Annotated in this window: 26 protein-coding genes; 11 read left to right on the top strand and 15 right to left on the bottom strand. The window is 65.0% G+C overall.

Going from position 1 to position 26,813, the window contains the following annotated elements; genetic code table 11:
• The first annotated feature begins 4 nt into the window (after positions 1–4).
• From PQR32_RS21515 to PQR32_RS21485, 7 genes are all read left to right on the top strand, one after another.
• Positions 5–529 (top strand): RDD family protein, encoded by a 525-nt coding sequence (locus PQR32_RS21515; RefSeq protein WP_408231380.1) that lies wholly within the window; start codon positions 5–7, stop codon positions 527–529.
• Positions 530–895: 366 nt separating this feature from the next.
• Positions 896–1,837, top strand: coding sequence for a UDP-2,3-diacylglucosamine diphosphatase (locus PQR32_RS21510; protein ID WP_408231377.1), 942 nt, complete (start codon positions 896–898; stop codon positions 1,835–1,837).
• Positions 1,838–1,867: 30 nt separating this feature from the next.
• Positions 1,868–2,899 carry a glycosyltransferase family 4 protein gene (locus PQR32_RS21505; RefSeq protein WP_408231374.1) on the top strand — a complete coding sequence of 344 codons (1,032 nt, stop codon included), beginning with the start codon at positions 1,868–1,870 and terminating at the stop codon, positions 2,897–2,899.
• A 20-nt stretch (positions 2,900–2,919) separates the two neighbouring features.
• Positions 2,920–3,570 (top strand): diacylglycerol kinase, encoded by a 651-nt coding sequence (locus PQR32_RS21500; protein WP_408231371.1) that lies wholly within the window; start codon positions 2,920–2,922, stop codon positions 3,568–3,570.
• Between the two features lie 206 nt (positions 3,571–3,776).
• Positions 3,777–4,502 carry a TetR/AcrR family transcriptional regulator gene (locus PQR32_RS21495; protein ID WP_408231368.1) on the top strand — a complete coding sequence of 242 codons (726 nt, stop codon included), beginning with the start codon at positions 3,777–3,779 and terminating at the stop codon, positions 4,500–4,502.
• A 2-nt stretch (positions 4,503–4,504) separates the two neighbouring features.
• Complete coding sequence (locus PQR32_RS21490; RefSeq protein WP_408231365.1) at positions 4,505–5,089, top strand: LOG family protein; 585 nt, start codon at positions 4,505–4,507, stop codon at positions 5,087–5,089.
• 24 nt (positions 5,090–5,113) lie between these two features.
• Positions 5,114–5,860 (top strand): SDR family oxidoreductase, encoded by a 747-nt coding sequence (locus PQR32_RS21485; protein WP_408231362.1) that lies wholly within the window; start codon positions 5,114–5,116, stop codon positions 5,858–5,860.
• 64 nt (positions 5,861–5,924) lie between these two features.
• On the opposite strand, the gene PQR32_RS21480 is transcribed toward PQR32_RS21485, so the two are convergent.
• The 15 genes from PQR32_RS21480 to PQR32_RS21410 form a co-directional block, all read right to left on the bottom strand.
• Positions 5,925–6,566, bottom strand: a complete 642-nt coding sequence (locus PQR32_RS21480; protein ID WP_408231359.1) for a DUF924 family protein — start codon at positions 6,564–6,566, stop codon at positions 5,925–5,927.
• On the bottom strand, positions 6,559–6,972 hold the full coding sequence (locus PQR32_RS21475; RefSeq protein ID WP_012432350.1) for a group II truncated hemoglobin: 414 nt from the start codon (positions 6,970–6,972) through the stop codon (positions 6,559–6,561). Before PQR32_RS21475 ends, PQR32_RS21480 begins: the two co-directional genes overlap by 8 nt.
• Before the next feature lie 26 nt (positions 6,973–6,998).
• Positions 6,999–9,584: an ABC transporter permease gene (locus tag PQR32_RS21470; RefSeq protein WP_408231356.1), complete on the bottom strand. Its 2,586-nt coding sequence runs from the start codon at positions 9,582–9,584 to the stop codon at positions 6,999–7,001.
• Positions 9,581–10,192 carry a DUF4126 domain-containing protein gene (locus tag PQR32_RS21465; protein ID WP_408231353.1) on the bottom strand — a complete coding sequence of 204 codons (612 nt, stop codon included), beginning with the start codon at positions 10,190–10,192 and terminating at the stop codon, positions 9,581–9,583. The genes PQR32_RS21470 and PQR32_RS21465 overlap by 4 nt, the downstream gene beginning before the upstream one ends.
• Before the next feature lie 258 nt (positions 10,193–10,450).
• Positions 10,451–10,771 carry a quaternary ammonium compound efflux SMR transporter SugE gene (sugE, locus tag PQR32_RS21460; protein ID WP_408231350.1) on the bottom strand — a complete coding sequence of 107 codons (321 nt, stop codon included), beginning with the start codon at positions 10,769–10,771 and terminating at the stop codon, positions 10,451–10,453.
• A 156-nt stretch (positions 10,772–10,927) separates the two neighbouring features.
• Positions 10,928–11,626, bottom strand: coding sequence for a two-component system response regulator KdpE (gene kdpE, locus PQR32_RS21455; RefSeq protein WP_408231347.1), 699 nt, complete (start codon positions 11,624–11,626; stop codon positions 10,928–10,930).
• A complete protein-coding gene (locus PQR32_RS21450; protein WP_408231344.1) occupies positions 11,619–14,453 on the bottom strand; it encodes a DUF4118 domain-containing protein in 2,835 nt (944 codons plus the stop codon). Before PQR32_RS21450 ends, kdpE begins: the two co-directional genes overlap by 8 nt.
• 199 nt (positions 14,454–14,652) lie before the next feature.
• A complete protein-coding gene (kdpC, locus tag PQR32_RS21445; RefSeq protein WP_408231341.1) occupies positions 14,653–15,231 on the bottom strand; it encodes a potassium-transporting ATPase subunit KdpC in 579 nt (192 codons plus the stop codon).
• A 27-nt stretch (positions 15,232–15,258) separates the two neighbouring features.
• Positions 15,259–17,343 carry a potassium-transporting ATPase subunit KdpB gene (gene kdpB, locus PQR32_RS21440; protein WP_408231338.1) on the bottom strand — a complete coding sequence of 695 codons (2,085 nt, stop codon included), beginning with the start codon at positions 17,341–17,343 and terminating at the stop codon, positions 15,259–15,261.
• A 56-nt stretch (positions 17,344–17,399) separates the two neighbouring features.
• On the bottom strand, positions 17,400–19,205 hold the full coding sequence (gene kdpA / locus PQR32_RS21435; RefSeq protein WP_408231335.1) for a potassium-transporting ATPase subunit KdpA: 1,806 nt from the start codon (positions 19,203–19,205) through the stop codon (positions 17,400–17,402).
• On the bottom strand, positions 19,202–19,294 hold the full coding sequence (gene kdpF / locus PQR32_RS21430) for a K(+)-transporting ATPase subunit F (RefSeq protein ID WP_011487462.1): 93 nt from the start codon (positions 19,292–19,294) through the stop codon (positions 19,202–19,204). The genes kdpA and kdpF overlap by 4 nt, the downstream gene beginning before the upstream one ends.
• Complete coding sequence (locus PQR32_RS21425) at positions 19,291–19,404, bottom strand: potassium ABC transporter ATPase (RefSeq protein ID WP_132375289.1); 114 nt, start codon at positions 19,402–19,404, stop codon at positions 19,291–19,293. The genes kdpF and PQR32_RS21425 overlap by 4 nt, the downstream gene beginning before the upstream one ends.
• 253 nt (positions 19,405–19,657) lie before the next feature.
• Positions 19,658–20,632, bottom strand: a complete 975-nt coding sequence (locus PQR32_RS21420; RefSeq protein WP_408231332.1) for a quinone oxidoreductase family protein — start codon at positions 20,630–20,632, stop codon at positions 19,658–19,660.
• 49 nt (positions 20,633–20,681) lie between these two features.
• Positions 20,682–21,071, bottom strand: a complete 390-nt coding sequence (locus tag PQR32_RS21415) for a methylglyoxal synthase (RefSeq protein WP_408214467.1) — start codon at positions 21,069–21,071, stop codon at positions 20,682–20,684.
• Positions 21,072–21,134: 63 nt separating this feature from the next.
• Positions 21,135–21,914, bottom strand: coding sequence for an SDR family oxidoreductase (locus PQR32_RS21410; RefSeq protein WP_408231329.1), 780 nt, complete (start codon positions 21,912–21,914; stop codon positions 21,135–21,137).
• A gap of 289 nt (positions 21,915–22,203) precedes the next feature.
• Here PQR32_RS21410 and upp point away from each other — a divergent pair, with 289 nt between their 5' ends.
• The 4 genes from upp (at position 22,204) to hemF (ending at position 26,795) form a co-directional block, all read left to right on the top strand.
• Positions 22,204–22,854 carry a uracil phosphoribosyltransferase gene (upp, locus tag PQR32_RS21405; protein WP_012432337.1) on the top strand — a complete coding sequence of 217 codons (651 nt, stop codon included), beginning with the start codon at positions 22,204–22,206 and terminating at the stop codon, positions 22,852–22,854.
• Positions 22,855–23,338: 484 nt separating this feature from the next.
• A complete protein-coding gene (locus PQR32_RS21400) occupies positions 23,339–24,067 on the top strand; it encodes a YebC/PmpR family DNA-binding transcriptional regulator (RefSeq protein ID WP_408178029.1) in 729 nt (242 codons plus the stop codon).
• A 240-nt stretch (positions 24,068–24,307) separates the two neighbouring features.
• Positions 24,308–25,606: a phosphoribosylamine--glycine ligase gene (gene purD, locus PQR32_RS21395; protein WP_408231326.1), complete on the top strand. Its 1,299-nt coding sequence runs from the start codon at positions 24,308–24,310 to the stop codon at positions 25,604–25,606.
• Between the two features lie 265 nt (positions 25,607–25,871).
• Positions 25,872–26,795 (top strand): oxygen-dependent coproporphyrinogen oxidase, encoded by a 924-nt coding sequence (hemF, locus tag PQR32_RS21390; protein ID WP_408231323.1) that lies wholly within the window; start codon positions 25,872–25,874, stop codon positions 26,793–26,795.
• The last annotated feature ends 18 nt before the right edge of the window (positions 26,796–26,813 follow it).

The following is a 26,813-nucleotide window of genomic DNA, read 5'->3' as shown; positions in this document are numbered from 1 at the left end:
CGCCGTGTCCCAACCGCTCGCGACCCAGGCAATCGCTGCCGATAGCAACAACGGCAACGCACCCACCGTCCGGCGGCGCCTCGCGGCGCTGCTCTATGAAGCGCTGATCCTGTTCGGCGTGGTGTTCGTCGCCGGCTACCTGTTCAGCACGCTGACGCAGCAACGCAACGGCCTGACCCATCACAACCTGCTGGCGACCTGGATCGGCCTCGTGGTCGGCGTGTATTTCGTCTGGTTCTGGACCCACAGCGGCCAGACCCTGCCGATGAAAACCTGGCGTCTGCGCGTGGTCGCCGCGGACGGCGCGCCCCTCTCTACCGGTCGCGCGGTCGCTCGTTATGTGCTCGCGTGGCTGTGGTTTCTGCCGCCGCTCGCGCTGCATCCTCTGCTCGGACTCAAGCTGCCGCAGACGCTGCTGACCGCCGGCATCTGGTTCGTGCTGTGGGCGGCCACCGGCCGTTTCGATCCGCAGCGTCAATTCCTGCACGACCGCCTCGCCGGTACACGGGTTATCAGCGTTTCGCGCTAAGCCGTCGCGGGTCAGTCGGTCGATTATTTCGCCGTCCTGTCGAGTCGCTATCGCCCCGCGCGCGCCTCGCCAGACGCTGCCGCACTCACCGCCCGATTATTTCGCGCTGCTGTCGGGCCGCTACCACACGACGCGCCCCACGCAGGCCGCGGCCGTGCCGACCTCTCAATCATTTCGCCCTACCGTCGGTCCGCCACCACCCGCGCGAGCCACGCCTGCCGCAGGCCATCAGCCTTCTGAACGCCGCCCTTCACACCCCACCACCTAACCCCCCGCGCTCCCCAGTAATAAGAACTTCTCATGACTGTCACGGCACAGTCACGCACAGTTGGCCCAATACGGGCACCGCAACTCGACGCGTGAGCCATGGACCCCAAAACGTCCGCGACTTCCCTGTTCCGCCAGACCGGCCCGAGCGTCGACCCTGTCGCGTTCCGCCCGGAACCCAACCATAGTCACGGCTTGCCGCTGCCCGTGGCGCCCGTGCCGCTCGACGCCAACGCCAGTCATCACGACGACGACCACGCCGAGCCGCACCGCTACCGCACCATCTGGCTGTCCGACATCCATCTCGGCTCGAGCGGCTGCCAGGCGCCCTATCTGCTCGACTTCCTGCGCCACAACGAATCGGAGTACCTGTACCTCGTGGGCGACATCATCGACGGCTGGCAGTTGAGGAAAGGCTGGTACTGGCCGCAGGCGCACAACGACGTCGTGCAGAAGGTGCTGCGCAAGGCGCGCAAAGGCACCCAGGTGATCTACGTGCCCGGCAATCACGACGAAGCCGCGCGCCAGTTCTGCGACCTCGCGTTCGGCGACATCCACGTGCGCGGCGAGGCGTTTCACACCACGCTCGCCGGCAAGCGTCTGTGGATCGTGCACGGCGATCTGTTCGACGGCGTGATCCAGCACGCCAAGTGGCTCGCCTATCTCGGCGACACGCTCTACACCATGATCCTGATCCTGAACCGCTGGTTCAACCGGATCCGCAGCCGGCTCGGTTTTCCGTACTGGTCGCTGTCGCAGTACCTGAAGCATCAGGTGAAGAACGCGGTGAATTTCATCTCCTCGTTCGAACGCGTGATGACCGACGAAGCACGCCGACGCGGCTGCGACGGCGTGGTCTGCGGGCACATCCATAAAGCCGAGATACGCGATATCGACGGCGTCCTGTATTGCAACGACGGCGACTGGGTCGAAAGCCTGTCCGCACTCGTCGAGACGTATGAAGGCGAACTGAAGGTGATCTACTGGACCGTGATGCGCTCTCCGGAAGTGGGCGTGCAAAAGGCCCGGGCGACCGCGTAGTCCCTCTTAACTTCTATTGGGCCAAAACCGATGAAGATCATGATCGTCACCGACGCATGGGAACCGCAGGTCAATGGCGTCGTGCGCACGCTGAAAAACACCACGCGCGAACTCAGTGCGCTCGGCCATCACGTCGATCTGCTGACGCCGCTCGAATTCAAAACGATCCCTTGCCCGACTTATCCGGAGATCCGCCTCTCGCTGCTGCCGCGCCGCAAGCTGCGCGAGCGTATCGACGCCTTCTCGCCCGACGCGTTGCACATCGCCACCGAGGGTCCGCTCGGCATGGCCGCGCGCGCCTACGCGATCCAGCACAAGCTGCCGTTCACGACCGCTTATCACACGCGTTTTCCGGAGTACGTGCAGGCGCGCTTCGGCATTCCGCTCGCCGCGACCTACAAGTTCCTGCACTGGTTTCACAAGCCGTCGCTGGCTGTGATGGCGCCGACGCCGGTCGTCAAGAGCGACCTCGAGAAATTCGGCTTCACCAACGTCGTGTTGTGGACGCGCGGCGTCGACCTGGAGATCTTTCACCAGATGGACTCGAAGGTGCTCAACAGCGCCCGGCCAATCTTTCTGTACGTGGGACGTGTGGCCGTCGAGAAGAACGTCGAGGCATTTCTGAAGCTGGATCTGCCCGGTTCGAAATGGGTCGCCGGTGAAGGCCCGGCACTCGCCGAACTGAAGTCGCGCTATCCGCAAGCGAATTACCTGGGCGTGCTGACGCAGGCCGAACTGGCGAAGGTCTATGCGGCGGCCGACGTCTTCGTGTTTCCGAGCCGCACCGACACGTTCGGGCTCGTGCTGCTCGAAGCGCTCGCCTGCGGCACGCCGGTTGCGGCGTATCCCGTCACCGGTCCGATCGACGTGCTCGGCGACGGTGGCGCCGGCGCCATGCACGAGGACCTGCGCGAAGCCTGCCTCGAAGCCTTGAAGATCGATCGCAATCATGCGCGCGCGTGGGCCGAACGCTTCTCGTGGGCGGCGGCCTCCGAGCAATTCGCCGCGCATCTGAAGCCGTTGCCGCGCGCCTCGTATCGCGAGGAAAGCGCCGCCGCGTGACGCGGCGTGCCGAGTTGTCCATGCGAACCAGACCATCCACCGTGGGGCGCGCGCCGAACGGCGCGCTGCGTGCCGTCGATGCCGACAACGACAACGCGAGCATCGAGCCGTTCGACGACGTAGGCGAGCCAGACACGCCGAATCATGCGGATCACGCGCATGGTTTGAACGGCATGACCGGCGCGAGCGCTGCGAACGGCACGCAACAGAACGGCACGCAACACGACGCGCAGAACGAACCCCTCAGTCCCGACGATCCGCTCGCGCCGCTGCCTTTCAATCCCTACAAAGGCAATCGTGGCCTCACGCGTGCCTGGCACGCGATGAAAAATTCGCTCGCGGGCTTTCGCGTGGCGATTCGCGAGGAAAGCGCGTTTCGCCAGGAGCTCACGCTCGCCGCGATCCTGATTCCCTGCGGCGTGCTGGTGCCGGTCGAGCCGGTGTCGCGCGTGTTGCTGCTCGGTTCAGTGCTGCTCGTGCTGATCGTCGAGTTGCTGAATTCGAGCGTGGAAGCGGCCATCGACCGGATTTCACTCGAACGCCACGAACTCTCGCGTCGCGCGAAGGATCTCGGTAGCGCGGCCGTGATGGTCGCGCTCGGCATGTGCCTGATGACATGGCTGCTGATCGTCGGGCCACTGGTCGTGCATTGGGCCAAGGCATGGCTGTGAAGTCACGTGTCACCGCGTTTCAACGCGCTCGAGCCGCCGTCGAACGGCGCGCGAAATCGCCTTGAGCAATGAAAACCCTGGCTATCCGCTTGATATAAGAACGCTCGGTTTATAATCGTCCGATACACCAACCGCGTCCGGGTGGATCACGCAAAGAGCGGCACGCCGCCGTGTGCCCCAGCCCGGCGTAACCAGGGCCGGACGACATGGAAGCCAAACCTCCCCGCCGCACGCGCGAACGGATTCTCGAGCTGTCGTTGAAGCTGTTCAACGAAATCGGCGAGCCGAACGTCACGACGACGACGATCGCCGAGGAAATGGAAATCAGTCCAGGCAACCTGTACTACCACTTCCGCAACAAAGACGACATCATCAACAGCATCTTCAGCCAGTTCGAGCAGGAGATCGAAAAGCGTCTGCGTTTTCCCGACGACCATCGCGCGACCATCGACGAAATGTGGTCGTATCTGCAGTACATGGTCGATTTCACGTGGCGTTATCGTTTCCTGTATCGTGATCTGAACGATCTGCTGGCGCGCAATCGCACGCTCGAAACGCACTTCAAGCAGATCATCAGCCACAAGGTGCGTTTTGCGAGCCAGTTCTGCGAACAGCTCGTCGCCGACGGCGAAATGGTCGTCACGCCGGAAGAACTGCAGGTGATCGCCACCAACGTCGGCGTGATCGGCACGTACTGGCTGTCGTACCAGTTCGTGATGAACCCGCGCAAATACAACGAGCAGGAAGCGATTCGCGCGGAGCTGCATCAGGTGAGCGTACAGATCGTGTCGCTGATGGCGCCTTATCTGCGCGGCCGCTCACGGCAGATTTTCGACGACCTCGTGTCGGGCAAGCTGCCCAAGCGCGAGTTTTACGACTACCTGCCGCCCAAGGAAGGCGCCGCGCCCCGCAACGAACCGAAGGACGTTTGAGCATGAAGTCGGTGTGTGTGTATTGCGGCTCTTCCAACGGAGCCAAACCGTTGTATGCGGAAGCGGCGCGCGCCTTCGGCCGCGCGCTGGTGCAAGCCGATCTCGCGCTGGTGTACGGCGGCGGCAAGGTCGGCCTGATGGGCGTGATCGCCGACACGGTGATGGCCGAAGGCGGCCGCGCGATCGGCGTGATTCCCGAGCTGCTGGTCAATAAGGAAGTCGGCCATAACGGCCTGACCGAACTGCATGTCGTGCCCGACATGCATCATCGCAAGAAGATGATGGCCGACCTGTCCGACGCGTTCGTCGCGATGCCGGGCGGCGCGGGCACGCTCGAAGAGCTGTTCGAGGTCTACACGTGGGCGCAACTCGGCTACCACCAGAAAGCGGTGGCACTGCTGAATATCGACGGCTTCTACGATCCGTTGGTCAACATGCTTCAGCACACGGTCGACGAAGGCTTCATGCGCCAGACCTATTTCGACATCCTGCAGATCGACGCCGATCCGGCCGCACTGATCGGCAAGCTGCAACGTTATCAGCCGCCCATCAGCGACAAGTGGGCGATCAAGCGCGACGCGGTCTGACTTTTCCCGAACGATGAGGTTGCGATGACGAAAGCCGTTCTGATCACCGGTGGCAGCCGCGGCATTGGCCGCGCGACCGCACGTTTGCTGGGTGCGCGGGGCTGGTCCGTCGGCGTGAATTACGCGCGCAATCTCGCCGCGGCGCAGGACACCGCCGCCGAAGTCGAACGCGCCGGCGGCCGCGCGTTGACGATTGCGGGCGACGTCGCGAATGAAGCCGACGTGCTCGCGATGTTCGATGCGCTTCAGCAGAAGTTCGGCCGGATCGATGCGCTCGTCAATAACGCCGGGATCGTCGCGCCGTCCAGCCAACTCGCCGACATGGACCTCACGCGTCTGAAGCGCATGTTCGACGTCAACGTGCTGGGCGCGTATCTGTGCGCGCGCGAAGCTGCGCGGCGCATGTCGACGGATCGTGGCGGCGCGGGCGGCGTGATCGTCAACGTGTCGTCGGCGGCATCGCGTCTTGGTTCGCCGAACGAATACGTCGACTACGCCGGCTCGAAAGGCGCCGTCGATACGATGACGCTCGGCCTCGCCAAGGAACTCGGCCCGCGAGGTGTGCGCGTGAACGCGGTGCGCCCCGGCCTCATCGACACCGAAATCCACGCGAGCGGCGGCAAGCCCGAGCGCGCCGCGCAACTCGGCGCGACCACACCGCTGGGCCGCCCCGGCACGGCCGACGAAGTGGCGGAAACCATCGTCTGGTTGTTGAGCGACGCTGCCTCGTATGTGACGGGCGCGCTGCTCGATGTGTCCGGCGGGCGCTAGATCTCGCTTTCCTGCTCGTTACGCGCCGCATGCACGTCAGCCGGGCGGCGCGTGCCCGGGCGGCCTAGAACGATGAACCGGGTGTACGCAGGAAAGCGATTTCTGCAGCCGTCGAGGGACGCCCGAGCAGCACATTTCGATGCGGAAAGCGTCCGAAACGCTCGACGATTTCCGCGTGCCGCACCGCGGACCGGTGATACGACTTGCCGCCCCGCTCCGCTTCCAACTGCTTGAACAGACGCAATGACTCGCGCTGACTGGCGAGCGTTTCGTCGTGCTCGAACGGCAGATAGGCGAACGCGCGATGATGCACGGTAGGCAACCGGCGGTCCGCGCCACTGGCGATCATCTGCTGCGCGGTGAGCAAGGCCTTCTGATCGGCGGCGAACGCGCGCGCTGTATTGCGATGACAATTGCGCGAGAACTGATCCAGCACGACGACGAGCGCCAGCGCGCCGAGCGGTGTGTCCGTCCAGCTATCGAGCGCGGACGTGCGGGCCGGGTCGATCAGGGCACCGAAGCGTTCCCGCAGCATCGCGTCGAAAGCCGCATTGCGTGAAAACCAGACTTTGCGCTCCGTGCCGAACTCCGGCGCGCCTGGTGCGCCGAACCAGCAGTCGAGCACTTCGCGTGCTTCCTGAGGCAAGTCAGCATAGTCCGCAGATGCCGCGCCGGATGTCTGGTCCAACCCCAACCCATTAGCCATTCCGGTTGCGCATCCAGTCAGCTGTTTCGAAGAACGAGCCGAGCAGACGCTCCCTCAGCGGCTCATCAAGACCGACATCTTCCATGGCCCACGCCATGCATCTGAGCCACTGATCGCGCTCGCTCGAGGCGATCGCGAACGGCAGATGCCGCGCGCGCAAACGCGGATGCCCGAAGCGGCTGATGTAGTGATCAGGGCCGCCCATCCAGCCGCACAAAAACCAGAAGAACTTGTCGCGCGAACCGTCGAGCGATTCCGGATGCAACGCGCGGATCCCGGCGAAATCTGCTTCGAGATCCATCAAGTCGTAAAAGCGGTCGACCAGTTCGCGCACACGCGCTTCGCCGCCGACCAGTTCGAAGGCCGTCGGCTGCGCCGCGGACACTTCGTCGTTCAAATCACTCATACCTGCTCACTAACCGATAAGAAAAATCACGCGTCCCGCAGCGATTGCAACGCGGGCCGCGCCAGCACATGCCGCAAGCTCAGCCAGCCGCCCACGCCGGCACACGCGATGCCGGCGGCAATGCCCGCCGGCAACAACCAGGGATTGAAACTCAGATAGAACTCGAACACGCGCGTCGCCAGCACGTAGCCAATGGCTTGCGCGCCGGCCGCCGCCATCAAGCCCGCCAGCGCGCCCACCGCGACGAACTCGGCGATCTGCACCGCCCGCACCTGACGATGCGACGCGCCCAGCGCGCGCAGCAGCGCGGACTCTCGCATACGCTCATCGCGCGTGCCGGCGAGCGCCGCGTACAGCACGAGCACGCCCGCCGCGAGCGTGAACGCAAACAGGAACTGCACCGCGCCGATCACCTGCTGCAAGACACGCTGCACCTGCGCGAGAATCGGACCGGTGTCGATGGCCGTGAGGTTCGGATAGGCGGAGATCAGGCCGTCGATGGTCGACTGTTTTTCCTGCGGCAAATGGAAGCTCGTGATGAACGTCGCCGGGAAATCCTGCAATGCCGCAGGCGGCATCAGCACGAAAAAGTTGACCTTGAACGAACCCCAGTCGAGCTTGCGCACGCTCGTGACCGGCGCGTCGATCTGCAAGCCGGTCACGTCGAAACGCAGGAAGTCGCCTGGTTTCACGTTGATCAGTTTGGCGAGTCCTTGCTCGATCGAAATCTGCGGCGTTTTCGTGTCGCCGTACCACGTGCCGGCGGCGAGGCGGTTATCGTCGGGCAGCTCGGTCGTGTAAGACAGATTGAATTCGCGATCCACGAGACGCTTGGCGTCGTCGCCCTTGAAAGCGTCCGGATTGACCGGCTTGCCGTTGATCGCCGTCAGCCGTCCGCGCACCATCGGCGCGAGCACCGTGCCCGGCACGCCATGCGTGCTCAGATATTGCGTGACGGCGTCACGCTGGTCAGGCTGGATGTCGATGATGAATTCGTTCGGCGCATCGGGCGGCGTCGATTTGCGCCAGCCGGCCACGAGGTCGTTGCGCGTCATCGCAATCAGCAACAGACACATCAGGCCGATGCCGAGCGCGGTGATCTGCAATGCGCTCGCGCTGCTGCGCCGTTCGAGCGACGCCAGCGCATAACGCCAGCCGATGCTCGCATTCACGCGCTCGCTGCGCACGACGCTCGCCGCGCCCCACAGCGCCAGCCGCGCGATGCACGCGAACACCAGCATCCCGCCCGCGAAGCCGCCCGCGACGATTCCGCCGAGCTTCAACTCGCCCGCCGCGATGATCAGCAGCGCGGCGAACAGCGCGATGCCGAGCGCGTAGGCCGCCCACGCCGTGCGCCCCGCTTCGCCCCATTCGCGGCGCAGCACGCGCACCGGCGGCACGCGCGTGAGTGGCAACAGCGGCGGCAACGCGAAGCCCAGCAGCAGCACGAGACCGGCTGCGATGCCTTCGAGCGCCGGCCATGCCGTCGGGTACGGCAGCGCGACGTCGATCAGACTGCCGAGCCACGTGAGCAGCGCGAGATGCCCGAGATAACCGAGCGCCACGCCCAGCGCGCCGCCAATCAAACCGAGCCCGACGAATTCGAGCGTGAAGAGCGCGCGCAAAGTCGACTGGCTGACGCCGAGGCAACGCATCGCCGCGCAGCCGTCCAGATGACGGCGCATATACCGATGCGCGGCCATCGCAATCGCCACGGCCGCCAGTAACGCGGTGAGCAGCGAGACGAGCGTGAGGAAGTGGCTCGCGCGGTCGAGCGTCTGGCGCACTTGCGGCTGGCCGTCCTGCAGCGATTCGAGCGCGACGCCGCGCATCTTGCCGCCGTCCACCCGTTCATGCGCGAACTGCGCGAAGCGCGCCACCGACTCGTCCGTGCCCGCGACCAGCAAGCGGTACGTCACGCGGCTGCCGTAGGTGACGAGACCGGTGGACGGCACGTCATCGGCGCGCAGCATCAGGCGCGGCGAGAAGTTCACGAACGAGAAACCGCGGTCGAGCTCGCGCGTGATCACCGCGCCGATCGTGAAGTTGCGACCGCCGACTTTCACCGCGTCGCCAACTCGGACCTTCAACGCGTCGAGCAGCGCCTGATCGACCCAGACGGTGCCCGGCGGCGGAATCGACTGCGCGGGATGATCCGCCGCGCCCGGCGCCGACGCGATGCGCAACGCGCCGCGCAGCGGATAACCGGGCGACACGGCCTTGATGGCGGCGAGCCGCGAGACCGGCTGCGCGCCGGTCGAATTGATCATGCTGGGAAAGATCGCCGTGCTGGCGGTATTCAGACCGAGCGCTTTGGCTTGCCCGGCGAATTGCGGATCGACCGGATGATCGGCCCGCACGATGAAATCGGCGGCGATCATGCGCCGCGCGTCGCGTTCGAGCCCCTGGTGCAGACGGTCAGCCAGAAAGCCGACACTCGACAAAGCCGCCACGGCCAGCACCAGCGCCAGCAGCAGCATCGTCAACTCGCCCGCGCGCCAGTCGCGCGACGTCATGCGAATGGCCTGGCGCACCAGATCCATGCCGCCGAACCGGCGCGACGTCGTCGGTAAGGCCGTGCGCGCCGTGGAACCCCGTACCGTATCGCTCAATCGTGCCTGCTCCTGGCAAAGCGCGACACCATGTGCGTCGCCATGCCGCGAAAACCGCCCTGCACCCCACGCCAGAGCCGCGGCAGCGCCCAGCCGGCCAGCATCAGGAAGCCCACCATCGACACCAGAAAGACGAGCGGCACGAACAGCGCGAGCAGCATGCCGCCGAACACGAGTCCGTCTTCAGCGGTCGAGGTCACGACATTCGACACCGGTTCCGGCGACAGATTGATCAGCGCGCGCGTGCCCGCTTTAGCAAGGTGCGCCGTGCCAGCCAACGTGCCGCCCGCGAGCGCGGCCACGGTCAGCAGCGCCGGATCGGCATGGCCGAGCGCGCCGGCTGCCAGCACGGCGCCCGCCGGAATGCGGATGAAGGTATGGACCGCGTCCCACAGCGAATCGAACGCGGGGATCTTGTCGGCGAGGAATTCGGTGACGGTCAGCACGCCGGCCACGCCGATCACCCACGGCGAGGACAACGCGGACAGCGTATCGGGAAGATGGATGAAGCCGAGCCGGGCGAACACGCCGGCCAGCAGGACTGTCAGATAGAGGCGCAGGCCGCTGCCCCATGAGAGGCCCGCCGCGAGCGAAAGTGATTCAAGCATGGCCGCCTCCAGGCGCGCTGTGCGTGCCGGGCGCTTCGACGGGCCACCAATGGGGGCGCCACATCGAAGTCGTCAGACCCGCGCCAAGCCGGTCGCGCCAAATGGGCCGCGGACAATTTCAGGTTGGATTCGATCTCATTATAGCCACGTTAATTCGCAGAACGCAGAGCGGAGAATAAATGGCGAGTTCGATGGGGGCGCGCGCCGGGCATCGCCGGACCCGGCGAATGGACCCGGCAGCGGGTTGAAATGCGGGGCTCAATGCCCGGAAGACAGCTTCAATCCGATCAGTCCGATCACGATCAGCGCCGCGCTGGCGACCCGCGCGACGGTCAACGCCTCGCCCATCATCACGATCCCGAAGATGAACGCGCCGACCGCGCCGATCCCCGTCCACACCGCGTAGGCGGTGCCGAGCGGCAATTGGCGCATGGCCATGGCGAGCAGCACAAAGCTGCCGAGCGCGGTCACGACCGTGAACACGGACGGCCAGAGACGGGTAAAACCGTCGGAGGTTTTGAGACCGGCCGCCCACGCGACTTCGAGCAAACCGGCAATCAACAGAAGAATCCAGGACATGAGACAGCTCCATGGTCAGATGGGGCCGTCCCCGTTTGTGAAACCGCAAGGTCGTCCTTACGAACTGTAATTATACCAAAACCGCCCAGGCGCCGCCGGTAGCGGCCGCTGCGAGCGAGCGCGCCCTCGCCATGGCGATTTACGCACCGCACAGCATCAAACCGCCCCCACCAGCCGGTATCCGACACCCGTTTCCGTGATGATGTGCTCCGGCTGCGCCGGGTCGCGCTCCAGCTTGCCGCGCAGATGCGCCATATAGATGCGCAAATAGTGATGGCTCTCGACATGCGACGGCCCCCACACGTCGCGCAGCAACTGGCGGTGCGTCAGCACGCGGCCGGCATGGCGCACCAGCGTCGCGAGCAGCCGGTATTCGATCGGCGTCAGATGGACGACGACGCTGTCGCGGCTCACCTGCCGCAGGGCCAGATCGACGGTCACCGTGCCGAAGCGCACCTGCGGCGATTCGTTGGCGCCGCCTTGATTGCGCCGCCGCATATGCGCGCGAATCCGCGCCAGCAGTTCGGACACGCCGAACGGCTTGGTGAGGTAATCGTCCGCGCCGGCATCGAGCGCGGCGACTTTTTCGCTCTCCTGGGTGCGCGCCGACAGCACGATCACCGGCAGCTCGCTCCAGCCGCGCAGTTCGCGGATGACGTCGAGACCGTCGGTGTCGGGCAGGCCGAGATCGACGATCACCAGATCGGGCTTGCGCGTCGCGGCTTCGACGAGACCCTGCTTGCCGGTTTCGGCGTCGTGCACGACGATGCCTTCGCCTTCCAGCGCCGTTCGCACAAAGCGGCGAATCTGCTTTTCGTCTTCGATCAGGACGACGGTGATGCTGGGGTCACTCATGGCTAGGCTTGGAAAGCGGGTTAAGAGTTGAATCGCTGCCGGTGTCGGCGTGAGTCAAGGAATCGGCGCCTTCGTTTTCCAGCGCATCCGGTGCGTCGGGCGGCGTCTCCACCGGCAGCGTGAACCAGAAGCGCGCGCCTTCGACACGACCGTCCGGCGACACGCGATTGAGCGCGCCGATTGTACCGCCATGCGCTTCCACGATCGCGCGGCAGATCGCCAGCCCGAGGCCGATGCCCGGCTTGGCCGACTCCTTCTCGCCGCGCGTGAATTTCTCGAACACACGCGCTTCCATGCCGGCGGGCAGACCCGGACCGCTATCGTCGACGGTCACGCGCACGAACGACTTGCCGTCCGCGTCGAGACGCTGAGCGCCGATCGTCAGAGGCGTAGCCGGCGCGGTGTATTTGGCCGCGTTCTCGAACAGGTTGGAGAAGAGGCGCTCCATCAGCACGGCGTCGAGGTGCAGCAGCGGCAAATCGGCGGGCAGTTTCACCTGCACCGGATGATTCGCCAGCACGCGTTTGCACGCACGCAGCGCGGCGCCTACCGTCTCTTCGAGCAGCGTCCATTGCTGGTTCAGTTGCAGACTGCCCGCCTGCAGACGCGCCATGTCGAGCAGATTCGTCACGATGCCGGTCATGCGCAGCGCTTCCTCGTGAATCGCTTCGACCAGTTCGCTGTTGGGCTGCGCGTCAGGCGCTTGCGCCAGCATCGACGAGAAGCCGACGATGGTCGTCAGCGGTGTGCGCAGATCGTGCGAAATCGCCGACAACAACGAGTTGCGCAGGCGCTCCGACTCCATATTGACGAGCGCATCGCGCGCGATGTCGACGTAATGCACCCGCTCCAGCGCGAGCGCGATCTGCGCGGCGAACGCGTCGAGCATGCGCTGCTGCTCGGGCACGTCGAGCTCGCCCTCATCGCGCATCACGACCGCGAGCACGCCGCGCGTGCGCATCGGCGCCTTGAGCGGCAGGTAGAGCGCCGCGGCGGCCGGCAGCGTGTCGGTGCCGTGGCCGGCCGGCTTCTGCTGATCGTAAACCCATTGGCCGACGTCGCTATCGAGCATCTCGCCTTCGAGCGTGATCGCCGCGTCGGGATCCTCGATCTTCTGCTTCACCTGATCGACGCTGTCCGGCAACAGAATCGCGACGCGCGCGCCAAACACCTCGCTCACATGACGGCTGCCGATGCCGACAATCTGTTCCGTGGTCAGCGCCGCCGCCAGTTCGCGCGCCATCGCGTACATCGCGCCGGTGCGCTGCTCGCGGCGCCGCGCGACACTCGCCTCGCGCCGCAGGCTCGAAGTCAGATGGCTGATCACGAGCGAGGTCAGCAGCATGCCCAGGAAGGTCAGCAGATACTGCGTATCGGAGACCGACAGCGACATGCGCGGCGGCACGAAGAAGAAATCGAACGCGGCCACACTCATGAACGAGAGCACCACGCCGGGTCCGCGTCCCAGCTTCACCGCGGCGAAGATCACGCCGAGCAGGTACAGCATGACGAGATTGGTCAGATCGATATGGTCGATCAACTGGCTCGCCAGCAGCGTGATGGCCGCGCAGATCAACAGCGCGAAGCCATAGGCGCGCGGCGGCGAGCGGCGTTCGCGCGCCGCGCTCAGCGCCTCGCGCCATGCGTTCGCGGTAGTGTTCAACAGATGGCGATGCTCGCCGCCATCGCGCTCGGACGAAGCGCGTATCAGCGTGAGATCGAGATCGACCGCCTTCTCGGCTATACGTTCGCCGAGCGGCCGGCGCAGCCAGCGCTTCACGCCCGTGCGTGCCGACGCGCCGGCCACCAGCTTCGACACGTTGCGCGCCTGCGCGTAGCCGATCAACGCGACGGCCGCGTCGGTGGCCGCCAGCGTGGCGGTTTCGGCGCCGAGTTCCGCGGCGAGCTTCAACGCGTTCAGCGTGCGTTCGCGGCGCTCATCCGGCAAACGCTGCAGCGCCGGCGTCTCCACATAGACGGCGATCCAGTCGGCCTTCAGGCTGGCGGCGAGACGCGCCGCCGCGCGCACCAGCATCGGCGCTTCCGGGCCGGGGCCGACGCACACCAGCAAGCGCTCGCGCGCCTGCCAGATGCGCTGGATCGAACGGTCGGCGCGATACTCGCGCATCTGCGCATCGACGCGATCCGCGGTGCGGCGCAGCGCCAGCTCGCGCAGCGCGATCAGATTGCCTTTGCGAAAGAAGTTGCGCACCGCGCGCTCGGCTTGCTGCGGCATATACACCTTGCCGTCGCGCATCCGGTCGAGCAGTTCCTCAGCGGGCAAATCGACCAGCGTGACTTCGTCGGCGCGGTCGAACACACGGTCCGGCACCGTCTCCCAGACGCGAATGCCGGTGATCTGGCCGACCACGTCGTTCAGGCTTTCGAGGTGCTGGACGTTGACCGTCGTATAGACGTCGATGCCCGCGTCGAGCAGCTCATACACGTCCTGCCAGCGCTTCAGATGCCGCGCGCCCTGCACGTTCGAATGCGCGAGTTCGTCGACGAGAATCAGTTGCGGCTTGCGCGCGAGCGCGGCGTCGAGATCGAACTCGCCGAGCTTGCGGCCGCGATACTCGATATGCGCGAGCGGCAGCACGTCGAGACCGTCGAGCAATGCCGCGGTTTCAGTGCGGCCATGCGTTTCGGCGATGCCGACCACCACGTCCGCGCCTTCATCGTGACGCCGGCGCGCGGCCTGCAACATCGCATAGGTTTTGCCGACGCCCGCCGACGCGCCGAAAAAAATCTTCAGCCTGCCTCGCTGACGTTTTTCTTCGTCGCGTTGCAGCTTGTCGAGCAACTCATCGGGATCGGGGCGGTTCATGCTCAATGGTTTTCATCGTTGGGCGAGCGTCGGTGTATGCATGGTGGCACGGCGGCGGGCCGGCCGCAAATGGCGGCCACCGCAAATGGCGGCCACCGCAAATGGCGCTCGCTGCACCTATCGTCGCGCCGTCAAAAGGCAAAGGCGGAGTCGCGCGGACGCCGCCTTTGCGAAGCGAAGCGCTGCCGCGTTTCGTCGATCAACCGTGCTTCATCTCGTCCAGCGCCAGATTCAGTTCCAGCACGTTCACACGCGGCTCACCCAGAATGCCGAACTGACGGCCGCTCGTATAGCGATCCACCAGCGCCTGCACGTCGTTCGCTGCGAGCTTGCGTGCCTTGGCGACGCGCTCGATCTGATAAGCCGCAGCCGCCGGGCTGATCTCGGGATCGAGACCGCTGCCCGACGACGTCACCAGATCGACCGGCACCGGCTTCGACATATCCGTGCCGGCTGCCTTCAGCGCGTCGATACGGCCTTTGATTTCGTCGAGCAACGCCGGGTTGGTCGGGCCGAGATTCGAACCGCTCGAACCCTGTGCGTTGTACGGCATCGGGCTGGTGGCCGACAGGCGGCCCCAGAAGTATTGCGGCGCATCGAACTGCTGGCCGATCAGCTTAGAACCGACCACCTTGCCGTCCTGCTCGAGCATGCTGCCGTTGGCCTGATCGTTGAAGGCCGCCTGACCGACGGCGGTCATCACCGCGGGATAGGCAAGTCCGGTGACGGCGGTGAGCACCGCGAAGATCACGATCAACGGACGGAACAGATTTTTCATGATGAATAATTCCTCTTGAACTAGCGCTTAGACCCAACCGAATGCGGCCAGCACCATATCGATCAGCTTGATGCCGATGAACGGCACGATGATCCCGCCCAAACCGTAGATCAGCAGATTGCGGCGCAGCAGGATCGCCGCGCCCAGCGCGCGATAACGCACGCCCTTGAGCGCCAGCGGAATCAGCAAAACGATGATCAGCGCGTTGAAAATCACCGCCGACATGATGGCCGAGGCCGGCGTGGCCAGATGCATCACGTTCAGCGCGTTCAGTGCCGGATAGGTCGTGGCGAACGCGGCCGGAATGATCGCGAAGTATTTGGCGACGTCGTTGGCAATCGAGAACGTGGTGAGCGAACCGCGCGTCATCAGCATCTGCTTGCCGATCTCGACGATCTCGATCAGCTTGGTCGGATTCGAATCGAGGTCGACCATGTTGCCCGCTTCCTTCGCGGCTTGCGTGCCGGTGTTCATCGCCACCGCGACGTCGGCCTGCGCGAGCGCCGGGGCGTCGTTGGTGCCGTCGCCGGTCATCGCCACGAGGCGCCCTTCGGCCTGGTGCGCGCGGATCGTGGCCAACTTTGCTTCCGGCGTGGCTTCGGCGAGGAAATCGTCGACGCCGGCTTCGGCGGCAATCGCCGCCGCGGTCAGGCGGTTGTCGCCCGTCACCATGATGGTCTTGATACCCATCTTGCGCAGTTCGGCGAAACGTTCCTTGATGCCGCCCTTCACGACGTCCTTCAACTCGATCACGCCGAGCACGCGCGCGCCCTGCTCGCCCTTCTCGGCGACCACCAGCGGCGTGCTGCCGCGCCGGGCGACTTCGGCGACGGCGTTGCTGACTTCGTTGGGGAAACGGCCGCCGTTGGCCTCGACGTAGTTCTTGACCGCATCGGCCGCGCCCTTGCGAATCTCACGGCCCGGCAGATCGACGCCGCTCATGCGCGTTTGCGCGGTGAACGCGAGGAACGTCGCATGCAGTGAGGCCATATCGCGTTGACGGATGTTGAAGCGCTGCTTCGCCAGCACGACGATACTGCGGCCTTCCGGCGTTTCGTCGGCAAGCGACGACAGTTGCGCGGCATCCGCGAGCGCTTCTTCCGTCAAGCCCGGCGCCGGCACGAATTGCGAAGCCTGGCGATTGCCGAGTGTGATGGTGCCGGTCTTGTCGAGCAACAGCACGTCGACGTCGCCGGCGGCTTCCACGGCACGGCCCGACGTGGCGATCACGTTCGCCTGCATCATGCGGCTCATACCCGCCACGCCGATTGCCGACAACAGGCCGCCGATCGTGGTCGGAATCAGACACACCAGCAGCGCGACCAACGCGGTGATCGCCACCACGTGCCCAGATTTCGCAGCTTCGACTGAAAACATCGAGAACGGCAGCAGCGTGGCGGTGGCGAGCAGCATCACAATCGTCAAGGCGACCAGCAGAATCGTCAGCGCGATTTCATTCGGTGTCTTCTGACGCTTCGCGCCTTCGACCATCGCGATCATGCGGTCGAGGAACGCTTCGCCCGGATTCGCCGTGACGCGCACCACGATCCAGTCCGACAGCACGCGCGTGCCGCCCGTCACCGACGAAAAGTCGCCGCCCGACTCGCGGATCACCGGCGCGGATTCGCCCGTGATCGCCGATTCGTCGACCGACGCGACACCGTCGATCACTTCGCCGTCGGCCGGGATTACGTCGCCGGTTTCGACCAGCACCACGTCGCCCTTGCGCAGATCGGAAGCCGTCAGAATGCGGATCGGCGACTTCGGATGCGGCTCATTGAGCTTCTTGGCCATCACGTCTTTCTTCGCGCTGCGCAGCGACGCCGCCTGGGCCTTCGAACGGCCCTCGGCGAGCGCTTCCGCGAAGTTGGCGAACAGCACCGTGAACCACAGCCACAAGGTGACCGCGAGAATGAAGCCCGCGGGCGCCTCGGCCTGGCCGCCGAGCGCGGCGATCCAGAGAATGGTCGTGAGAATGCTGCCCACGTACACGCAGAACATCACCGGATTGCGGAACTGCGTGCGCGGCGTGAGCTTCTTGAAGGAGTCCACGATCGCCGGACGCACTAGCGCCGGGTCGAACATGGACCGGGTTGCATTATGTTCAGTCATTGAATCCTCGAATTTCCCGTTTGCGCCTGTTCAGTCATGGGTTCGCAAGGGCCGCCTTAATGGGCGCCCATCATGATCAGATGTTCGACACCAGGACCGAGCGCGAGCGCAGGCACATAAGTCAGCGCGCCGACCAGCAGCACCGTGCCGAGCAACAGCACGACGAACAGCGGTCCGTGCGTGGGCAGCGTGCCGCCCGTCACGCCGATGCGCTTTTTCGCGGCCAGCGAACCGGCAATCGCGAGCACCGGAATGATCGTGCCGAAGCGGCCGAACCACATCGCGATCGCCGTGAGCCAGTTGTAGAACGGCGTGCTCACGGTGAGGCCCGCGAACGCGCTGCCGTTGTTATTGGCGGCTGAACTGAACGCGTAGAGGATTTCGGAGAAACCATGCGCGCCGGGGTTGGCGATGCCCGCCTTGCCCGCGTCGCTCAACACCGCGATCGACGTGCCGACCAGCACCAGCAGCGGCGTAAGCAGCACGACGATCGACACCATCTTCATCTCGTACGCTTCGATCTTCTTGCCGACGTATTCCGGCGTGCGGCCAATCATCAGCCCCGCCACGAACACGGCCAGCATCGCGAACACGAGCATCCCGTACATACCGGAACCCACGCCGCCGAAGATCACTTCGCCGAGTTGCATCAGCAGCATCGGATAGAGCCCGCCGATCGGCGTCAGCGAGTCATGCGTGTTGGCGACCGCGCCGCACGAAGCCGCGGTGGTCGCAACCGTGAAGATGCCCGACTGCGCGATGCCGAAGCGCGTTTCCTTGCCTTCCGCATTGCCGCCCGACTGCAGCGAATTGGCCGACTGGTCGACATGCAATGCGGCGATGGCCGGATTGCCGCCCTGCTCCGAGCTGATCTCGCCGAACACGCAGACCGCAAACGCGATCGTCATGGTGGCGAGCACGGCCACGCCCTGCTTGCGGTCGGCGATCATGCGGCCGAACACCAGCGCCAGCGCCGCGGGGATGATCAAGATCGAGAGCAACTGCAGGAAGTTCGAGAACGGCGTCGGGTTTTCATACGGATGCGCAGAGTTGCCGTTAAAGAAGCCGCCACCATTGGTGCCGAGCATCTTGATCGCTTCCTGCGAAGCAACCGGGCCCATCGCGAGCGTCTGCGTTTTCACCGGCGTATCGACCGTGACCGGGTTGCCCTTGGCGTCCTTCACCGGATTGCCTTGCGCGTCGAGCTTCGGCGCGGCGTACGTGGTGGTTTGCAGCGTCGGCACATCCTCATAGGCCTTGAAGTTCTGCACCACGCCCTGGCTCATCAACAGAGCCGCGACGATGACCGACATCGGCAGCAAGACATAGAGCGTCACGCGCGTGATATCGACCCAGAAGTTGCCGATGGTTTGCGCGGTGTGACGCGCGAAGCCGCGAATCAGCGCGATCACCACCACGATGCCGGTGGCCGCCGAAAGGAAGTTCTGCACGGTGAAGCCGAGCATCTGCGTCAGATAGCTGACGGTTTGCTCAGGCGAGTAGTCTTGCCAGTTCGTGTTCGACACGAAACTGACGGCCGTGTTGAACGCGCCGTCGACCGTCATCGGGCCGAACTGCTGCGGATTGGCCGGCAGCCAGCCTTGCACGCGCAACAACACGTAAAGGAACGCCACGCCGAGCACGTTGAACGCGATCGTGGCGATCGCGTAGTGCTTCCAGCTCATTTCCGTCGACGAATCGACGCCCGCGATGCGATACAGAAAACGTTCGACGGGACCGCCGAAGCGGACCACGCGCGAGCTGCCGTCCATCACGGCGCTCAGATAGCGGGACATCGGCACCGCGGCTGCCAGCAGCACGACGATGAAGAGGCCCGCTTGCAGGACATTGTTCGAGTTCATTCAATGTCCTCCGCGCGCAACAGCGCATAGACCAGATACACAAACAGCAGCGCGGTCGCCGCGCCGGACAACCAGAGAATCCAGTTCATGAGCGCGCTCCCTGCCCACGGCGAAACTGCATCAACTTCTCGCAGCCGATAATCAAAGCGAAGGTCAGCGCGGAAAACAGCACCAGCCCCCCGACATACAGCACATCCATTTTTGGTCTCCATTCACGGACTTTGGATAGCCGCAACGTTATGCCGAACCGTGTAAAGGGCTGGTCAAAGATGGGGTGGCGTATATAAAAATCGCGTAAACGGACAAGGCCGTTCCATCCTGCGATGGAACGGCCTTGTGCTTGCTGGGCGTGGTTTTGCGGCATGCCGCGCCGGTTCGGCCAGGGCCTTGGCGCGGCCTCGAACAAGCGCGGTTTTTATACGACGGCTGCCGTCGCGCTCATGTCATGGGCGTTACGGCAGCAGCACCGTCGAGCCCGTCGTGCGCCGCCCTTCGAGGTCCGCGTGCGCTTTCCCGACATCCGCCAGCGCATAACGCTGATTAATGCTCGTCTTGACCTTGCCCGACACCAGCACGTCGAACAATTCGGTGGACATCGCCTCGTAGTCGCTGCGTTTGGCGATGTAGGTAAAGAGCGTCGGGCGCGTGAAGTACAGCGAACCACGTCCGGCGAATTCCGACGAATCGATCGGCGGCAACGGCCCCGACGCATTGCCGAAGCTCACGAACATGCCGAGCGGCGCCAGGCAATCGAGCGAGGCCGTAAACGTGTCTTTGCCGATCGAGTCGTACACCACCGGCACGCCCGCGCCGTTGGTGATCTCGCGCACGCGCTTGGTGAAGTTCTCGCGCGTGTAGACGATCGCGTGATCGCAGCCGTGCGCCGTGGCAATCTCCGCTTTTTCATCCGAGCCGACCGTGCCGATCACCGTCGCGCCGAGCGCCTTCGCCCACTGGCACACCAGCAGACCCACGCCGCCCGCGGCGGCCTGAATCAGGATCGTGTCGCCGGCTTTCACGGGGTACGTGCGGCGCAGCAGATATTGCGCGGTCAGGCCTTGCAGCATCACCGAGGCGGCCTGCTCGTCGCTCAGGGCGTCGGGCACCTTCACGACCTGCGCGGCCGGCAGCACGCGCTCCTGCGCGTACGCGCCAGGCGGGCGCCCCACGTAGGCGATGCGATCGCCCACCTTGAGGCCGGTCACGCCCGAGCCGAGCGCCGTCACTTCGCCGGCCGCCTCCATGCCGAGACCGCCCGGCAACGGCAACGGATACAGACCCTTGCGGAAGTACACGTCGATATAGTTCAGCCCGACCGCCGTCTGCCTGACACGGATCTCGCCCGCGCCCGGCTCACCGACTTCGACGTCGACCCACTTCATCACTTCGGGGCCGCCGGTTTTATCGAATCGGATTGCTTTGACCATCATGTCTCCTTGAGGTTGGGTGTCGCTTGATCGGGTCGGGAGCGCGAGCTCAAATCTGTTGCGTGAGGCGCAAGGTCAGCGAGTCGAGCACCATGCGCGCCGTCGAAATGTTGGTCGCGCATGGGATGTTGTGCACGTCGCACGCGCGGACCAGCGCGTTGATGTCCGGCTCGTGCGGCTGCGGCGTCATCGGGTCGCGCAGAAAGATCACCATGTCCACGCGCCCTTCCGCGAGTTGCGCGCCGATCTGCAGGTCGCCGCCGTGCGGGCCGGACAACATCCGCTCGACCGTGAGGCCGTGCGCGTCGGCGATCCGGCCGCCGGTCGTGCCGGTCGCCACGATGTCGCAGCGCCTGAGCGTGTCGACGTATTCGCCCGCCAGTTTGACGATATCGTCCTTTTTATGATCGTGCGCGATCAGCGCGATGCGGGTGGTCATGACGTAAGACTCCTGAAACCGTTGTGATTGTCGTTGTTGTGGTGATGCTTTAGGACGTGCCGTTCAGAACGTGCCGGGATACGTGCCGCCGTCGATCAGCAAGTTCTGTCCGGTGATATAGCCGGCGTGCACGCTGCACAGGAACGCGCAGGCAGCGCCGAATTCCTCGCGGGTGCCGAAACGGCCGGCGGGGATCGACTTCGTGCGCTGCTTGCGGGCTTCGTCGACGGAAATGTTTTGCGCCTTGGCTTGCGCCGCGAAGGTGACGCCGATGCGGTCGGTGTCGAACAGTCCCGGCAGCAGATTGTTGATGGTCACACCGGTGGGCGCGACCTTGCGCGCGAGTCCCGCGACGAAGCCGGTCAGCCCCGAGCGCGCGCCGTTGGACAACCCGAGCACGTCGATCGGCGCCTTCACCGCCGAACTCGTGATGTTGACGATGCGCCCATAACCGTTCGCGCTCATCGAGTCGATGGTCGCGCGAATCAGCTCGATCGGCGTGAGCATGTTGCTTTCGAGCGCGCGGATCCAGTCTTCATGCGTGAAGTCGCGGAAGTCGCCCGGCGGCGGGCCGCCCGCGTTGTTGACCAGAATGTCCGGCTGCGGACAGGCGGCGAGCGCCGCGGCTCGGCCTTCCGGCGTGGTGATGTCGCAGGCCACCGTCTTCACTTCGACGCCGCTTTGCTTGCGAATCTCCGCCGCGGTCGCCTCCAGCGCCTCGGCGGTGCGCGCGACGATCGTCAGGTTGACGCCTTCGGCGGCAAGCGCTTCCGCGCAGCCGCGCCCCAATCCCTTGCTGGCCGCGCAGACCAGCGCGGTGCGTCCTGCGATTCCCATGTCCATCAGTGTTCTCCTCGTGAAAGTGTGCCTCGTGAGAAAACGCCTGGCCGCCCCAGGTTCTCTTCGTCTGGGCGTCCGGCGCGAAGCGACGGCTCTGGATGCCCTCTCGCGGCAAAGTTTCTCCGATTCTAGAAGAATCGGTGCCGGACTGCGCCGGCCCGCTGCAATCTCCGGTATCTTCGGGCGGCACTCTTTCGGTAAACTTGCGCCGTGGCGCGTCCGCCAGCCAGCCGGCTCACCGGCCGCGCGGCGCGCCGAACCGATCCCTCTAGCCGCCCCGTGCGCACCCGCCATGACCCAGGACAGCCGTTTTCCCAATCTCTTCATCCTCGATCACCCGCTGATCCAGCACAAGCTGTCGCATATGCGCGACCGGGATACCTCGACTCGCACGTTCCGCGAACTGCTGCGTGAAATCACGCTGCTGATGGGCTACGAAATCACCCGCAATCTGCCCATGACCACGCGCCGCCTCACCACGCCGCTCGTCGAGATCGACGCGCCGGTGATCGCCGGCAAGAAGCTGGCGATCGTGCCGGTGCTGCGGGCCGGCATCGGCATGTCGGACGGCCTGCTGGAACTGGTGCCGTCGGCGCGGGTGGGCCACATCGGCGTGTATCGCGCCGAGGACCACCGGCCGGTCGAATATCTGGTGCGCCTGCCCGACCTCGAAGACCGCGTGTTCATTCTGTGCGATCCGATGGTCGCGACCGGCTACTCCGCCGTGCACGCGGTCGACGTGCTCAAGCGCCGCAACGTGGCCGGCGAGAACATCATGTTCCTCGCGCTGGTCGCCGCGCCCGAAGGCGTGCAGGTGTTCCAGGACGCCCATCCGGACGTCAAGCTGTATGTCGCCTCGCTCGATTCGCATCTGAATGAGCACGCCTACATCGTGCCGGGTCTCGGCGACGCCGGCGACCGCCTGTTCGGCACGAAAAACTGAAAGCGGCCTGAAAACTGCGTGACGGCGTGCATCAGACGCCGCCGTTGCGCACTTTTCGCAGCGTTTGCCGCTATCTCGTCCTCTGCCGCACCCCTGCGGCGTGATAAAATTCGAATCCGCTCAAAGAGCGGCTCAACTCGCACCACCGCCTGGCGCACCGCGCCTTTCGCGGGGCCTGGCAGGCCGGCGCGGCATTTGCCGCGTGCCAGCCGCACCGCCCCGTCCCAATCGCGCTGCCGATCCGCGGTCCCGCTAGCCGGGCCCGGCTGGGCGTGATCGGACTCGAAACGCCTGGTTCCGGACGGTTGGTCACAGGCGGTAGCCACGAGCAGTTGAGCTGGACAGTCAGGCAGCGGACGGTTTGACATCGAGGCGCACAATACGCAAACGCGCGCAAACACGCGCAAACACGCGCAAGCGCCCGGCATCGCAACGACAATTGCACAATGCGTGCGCCCCACTGGCGCGCGCGATGGAGAAAGGTATGGCGGGTCATTCGAAATGGGCCAACATCAAGCATAAGAAAGCAGCGGCCGACGCCAAGCGCGGCAAGGTCTGGACGCGGCTCATCAAGGAAATTCAGGTCGCGGCGCGCATGGGCGGCGGCGACATCGACTCGAACCCGCGCCTGCGGCTCGCCGTCGAAAAGGCGTACGACGCCAACATGCCGAAAGATAACGTCAACCGCGCGATCCAGCGTGGCGTGGGTGGCGTGGACGGCGCAAGCTACGAAGAAATCCGCTACGAAGGCTACGGCATCGGCGGCGCGGCGGTGATCGTCGACACCATGACCGACAACCGCACGCGCACGGTGGCGGAAGTGCGTCACGCGTTCTCGAAGAACGGCGGCAACATGGGCACGGACGGCTCGGTGTCGTTCATGTTCGATCACGTCGGCCAGTTCCTGTTCGCGCCCGGCACGCCGGAAGACAAGCTGATGGAAGCCGCGCTCGAAGCCGGCGCCGACGACGTCGTCACGAATGAAGACGGCAGTATCGAAGTGCTGTGCCCGCCGAACGATTTTCCGAAGGTGAAGTCCGCGCTGGAAGCTGCGGGCTTCAAGGCCGAACTGGCCGAGGTGACGATGAAACCTCAGACGGAAGTCGAGTTCACCGGCGACGACGCGGTCAAAATGCAGAAGCTGCTGGACGCGCTGGAGAATCTGGACGACGTGCAGGAAGTCTATACAAACGCCGCGATCGCCGACGAATGAGCGTGCCCCGGCAGCGCGTGGCGCGTGCATTTGCATCGAACCACGCCCGCGCCGCCGGTTGGCCCTCGCGTTGCTGCTGAGCGGGCGTGAGTGTGGTTCCGCACCGCGCTTCGACCCGGGTTCGCACTGTGCCCTGCGCGCCGCCAACGGCTGCTGCGGGCTCAATGCAGACCTTGTTGTCATTCCACGGCTGAGCGTGCTGCGTCAGCCGTTTATGGTTTTTAAGTCTCGGGGATTCAAATGAAGTTACTCGTCGTCGGTTCCGGCGGTCGCGAACATGCGCTCGCATGGAAGCTCGCGCAATCGCCGCGGGTTCAGCTCGTCTACGTGGCTCCAGGCAACGGCGGCACCGCCCAGGACGAGCGTCTGCGCAACGTCGACATCACCGAGCCGGCTGCGCTCGCCGATTTCGTCGAAAAAGAACAGATCGCCTTCACGCTGGTCGGGCCGGAAGCGCCGCTCGCGGCCGGCATCGTCAATCTGTTCCGCTCGCGCGGTCTGAAGATTTTCGGGCCGACCAAGGAAGCCGCCCAGCTCGAAAGCTCGAAGGACTTCGCCAAGGCGTTCATGAAGCGCCACGCGATCCCGACGGCCGAATATGAAACCTTCGCCGACGTCGCCGCCGCGCACGCGTACCTCGACGCCAAGGGCGCGCCGATCGTCATCAAGGCCGACGGCCTCGCCGCGGGCAAGGGCGTGGTGGTCGCGCAAACGCTGGAAGAAGCGCACGCCGCGGTCGATATGATGCTGTCCGACAACAAGCTCGGCGATGCCGGCGCGCGTGTCGTGATCGAGGAGTTCCTCGCCGGCGAGGAAGCGAGCTTCATCGTGATGGTCGACGGCAAGCATGTGCTGCCGCTCGCTTCGAGCCAGGACCACAAGCGCCTGCTCGACAGCGACCAGGGCCCGAACACGGGCGGCATGGGCGCCTACTCGCCCGCGCCGATCGTCACGCCGCAACTGCATGCCCGCGTGATGCGCGAAATCATCCTGCCGACGGTGCGCGGCATGGAGAAAGAAGGCATCCGCTACACCGGTTTCCTGTACGCGGGTCTGATGATCGACGCGCAAGGCAACCCGAAAACGCTCGAATTCAACTGCCGCATGGGCGACCCCGAAACGCAGCCGATCATGGCGCGTCTGAAGGGCGACTATTCGAAGGTGGTCGAGCAGGCCATCGCCGGCACGCTCGATACGGTGGAACTGGAGTGGGATCGCCGCACCGCGCTAGGCGTCGTGCTCGCCGCCTACAACTATCCGGACACGCCGCGCAAGGGTGACCGCATCAACGACATTCCGGCTGAAACCGCGGATTCGGTCACTTTCCACGCCGGCACCACGTTGGCGGACGGCAAGCTGACCACCTCGGGTGGCCGCGTGCTGTGCGTGGTCGGCCTGGCGGATTCGGTGCGCAGCGCGCAGTCGGTCGCGTACGAAACGATCAACCAGATCTCGTTCGACGGCATGCAGTATCGCCGCGACATCGGCTACCGTGCATTGAACCGCAAGCACGACGCCAAGACCGAAGGCAAGCACTAAGCCATAACCCCCACTCGCCCGCGTGCGGCGTCAACGGCGCTACACTGCGGGTTTTCGCGGCCGGTTTCACCTCGGTCACCACGCCCACCGCCACATGTGGGCCGATGCAGGCCCGACGTGGCCTGACCGGAGCGGCAGTACCCGCCCCGCCGCGAAAAACTGTACGACCGCGCCTTCGCAGGTTCCGCCCTGACGCGGGCCCGGCCATCGCCCTTCACGAAGAACCCGCGGCACGACGAGCGTGCCGCCCTCAGCATCTGCATTCATGACCGATTCGAGCTACGACGCACAGGCCGTGCGCAGCTGGCTGCAAGGCCTGCAAACGCATATCGCGGACACGCTCGGCGCGTTCGACGGCACGCCGTTCGCCACCGACGCATGGCAGCGCGCGCCGGGCGAGAAGCTGCGCGGTGGCGGCTGCACGCGAATTCTCGAAGGTGGCAACTTTTTCGAACGGGCCGGCATTGGTTTCTCGGACGTCGCGGGCGACGCTTTACCGGGTTCGGCGAGTGCCGCGCGTCCGCAACTGGCCGGCCGTGGTTTCGAAGCGATGGGCCTGTCGCTCGTGCTGCACCCGCACAATCCGCATTGCCCGACCGTGCATATGAACGTGCGTCTACTGATCGCGACCAAGGCCGGCGAAGAGCCGGTGTTCTGGTTCGGCGGCGGCATGGATCTCACGCCGTACTACGGTTACGAGGAAGACGCGCAGCATTTCCATCGCACTTGCCGCGACGCGCTGCAACCTTATGGGGCGGACCTCTACCCGAGTTTCAAGCGCTGGTGCGACGAGTATTTCTTCCTCAAGCACCGCAACGAAGCGCGCGGCATCGGCGGGATTTTCTTCGACGATTTCTCGGCGCCGGGCTTCGATCAATCGTTCGCGATGCTCAGGAGTGTCGGCGACGCGTTCCTCAGAGCGTACCTGCCGATCATCGAAAAGCGCCGCAACATTCCGTACGGTCAAGCTGAGCGCGATTTCCAGGCGTACCGGCGCGGGCGTTACGTCGAGTTCAATCTGGTCTTCGACCGTGGCACACTGTTCGGGCTGCAGAGCGGCGGGCGCACGGAATCGATCCTGATGTCCATGCCGCCTGTGGTGAACTGGCGCTACAACTGGCAGCCCGAGCCGGGCACGCCGGAAGCGCGTCTTTATAGCGATTTTCTCGTGCCGCGCGAGTGGGTGTGAGGCTCTGGCCCGCACCGC

The organism is Paraburkholderia dipogonis, assembly GCF_046027395.1.
Lineage (GTDB): Bacteria > Pseudomonadota > Gammaproteobacteria > Burkholderiales > Burkholderiaceae > Paraburkholderia > Paraburkholderia dipogonis_A.
This window is presented reverse-complemented; position numbering and strand designations above follow the sequence as displayed.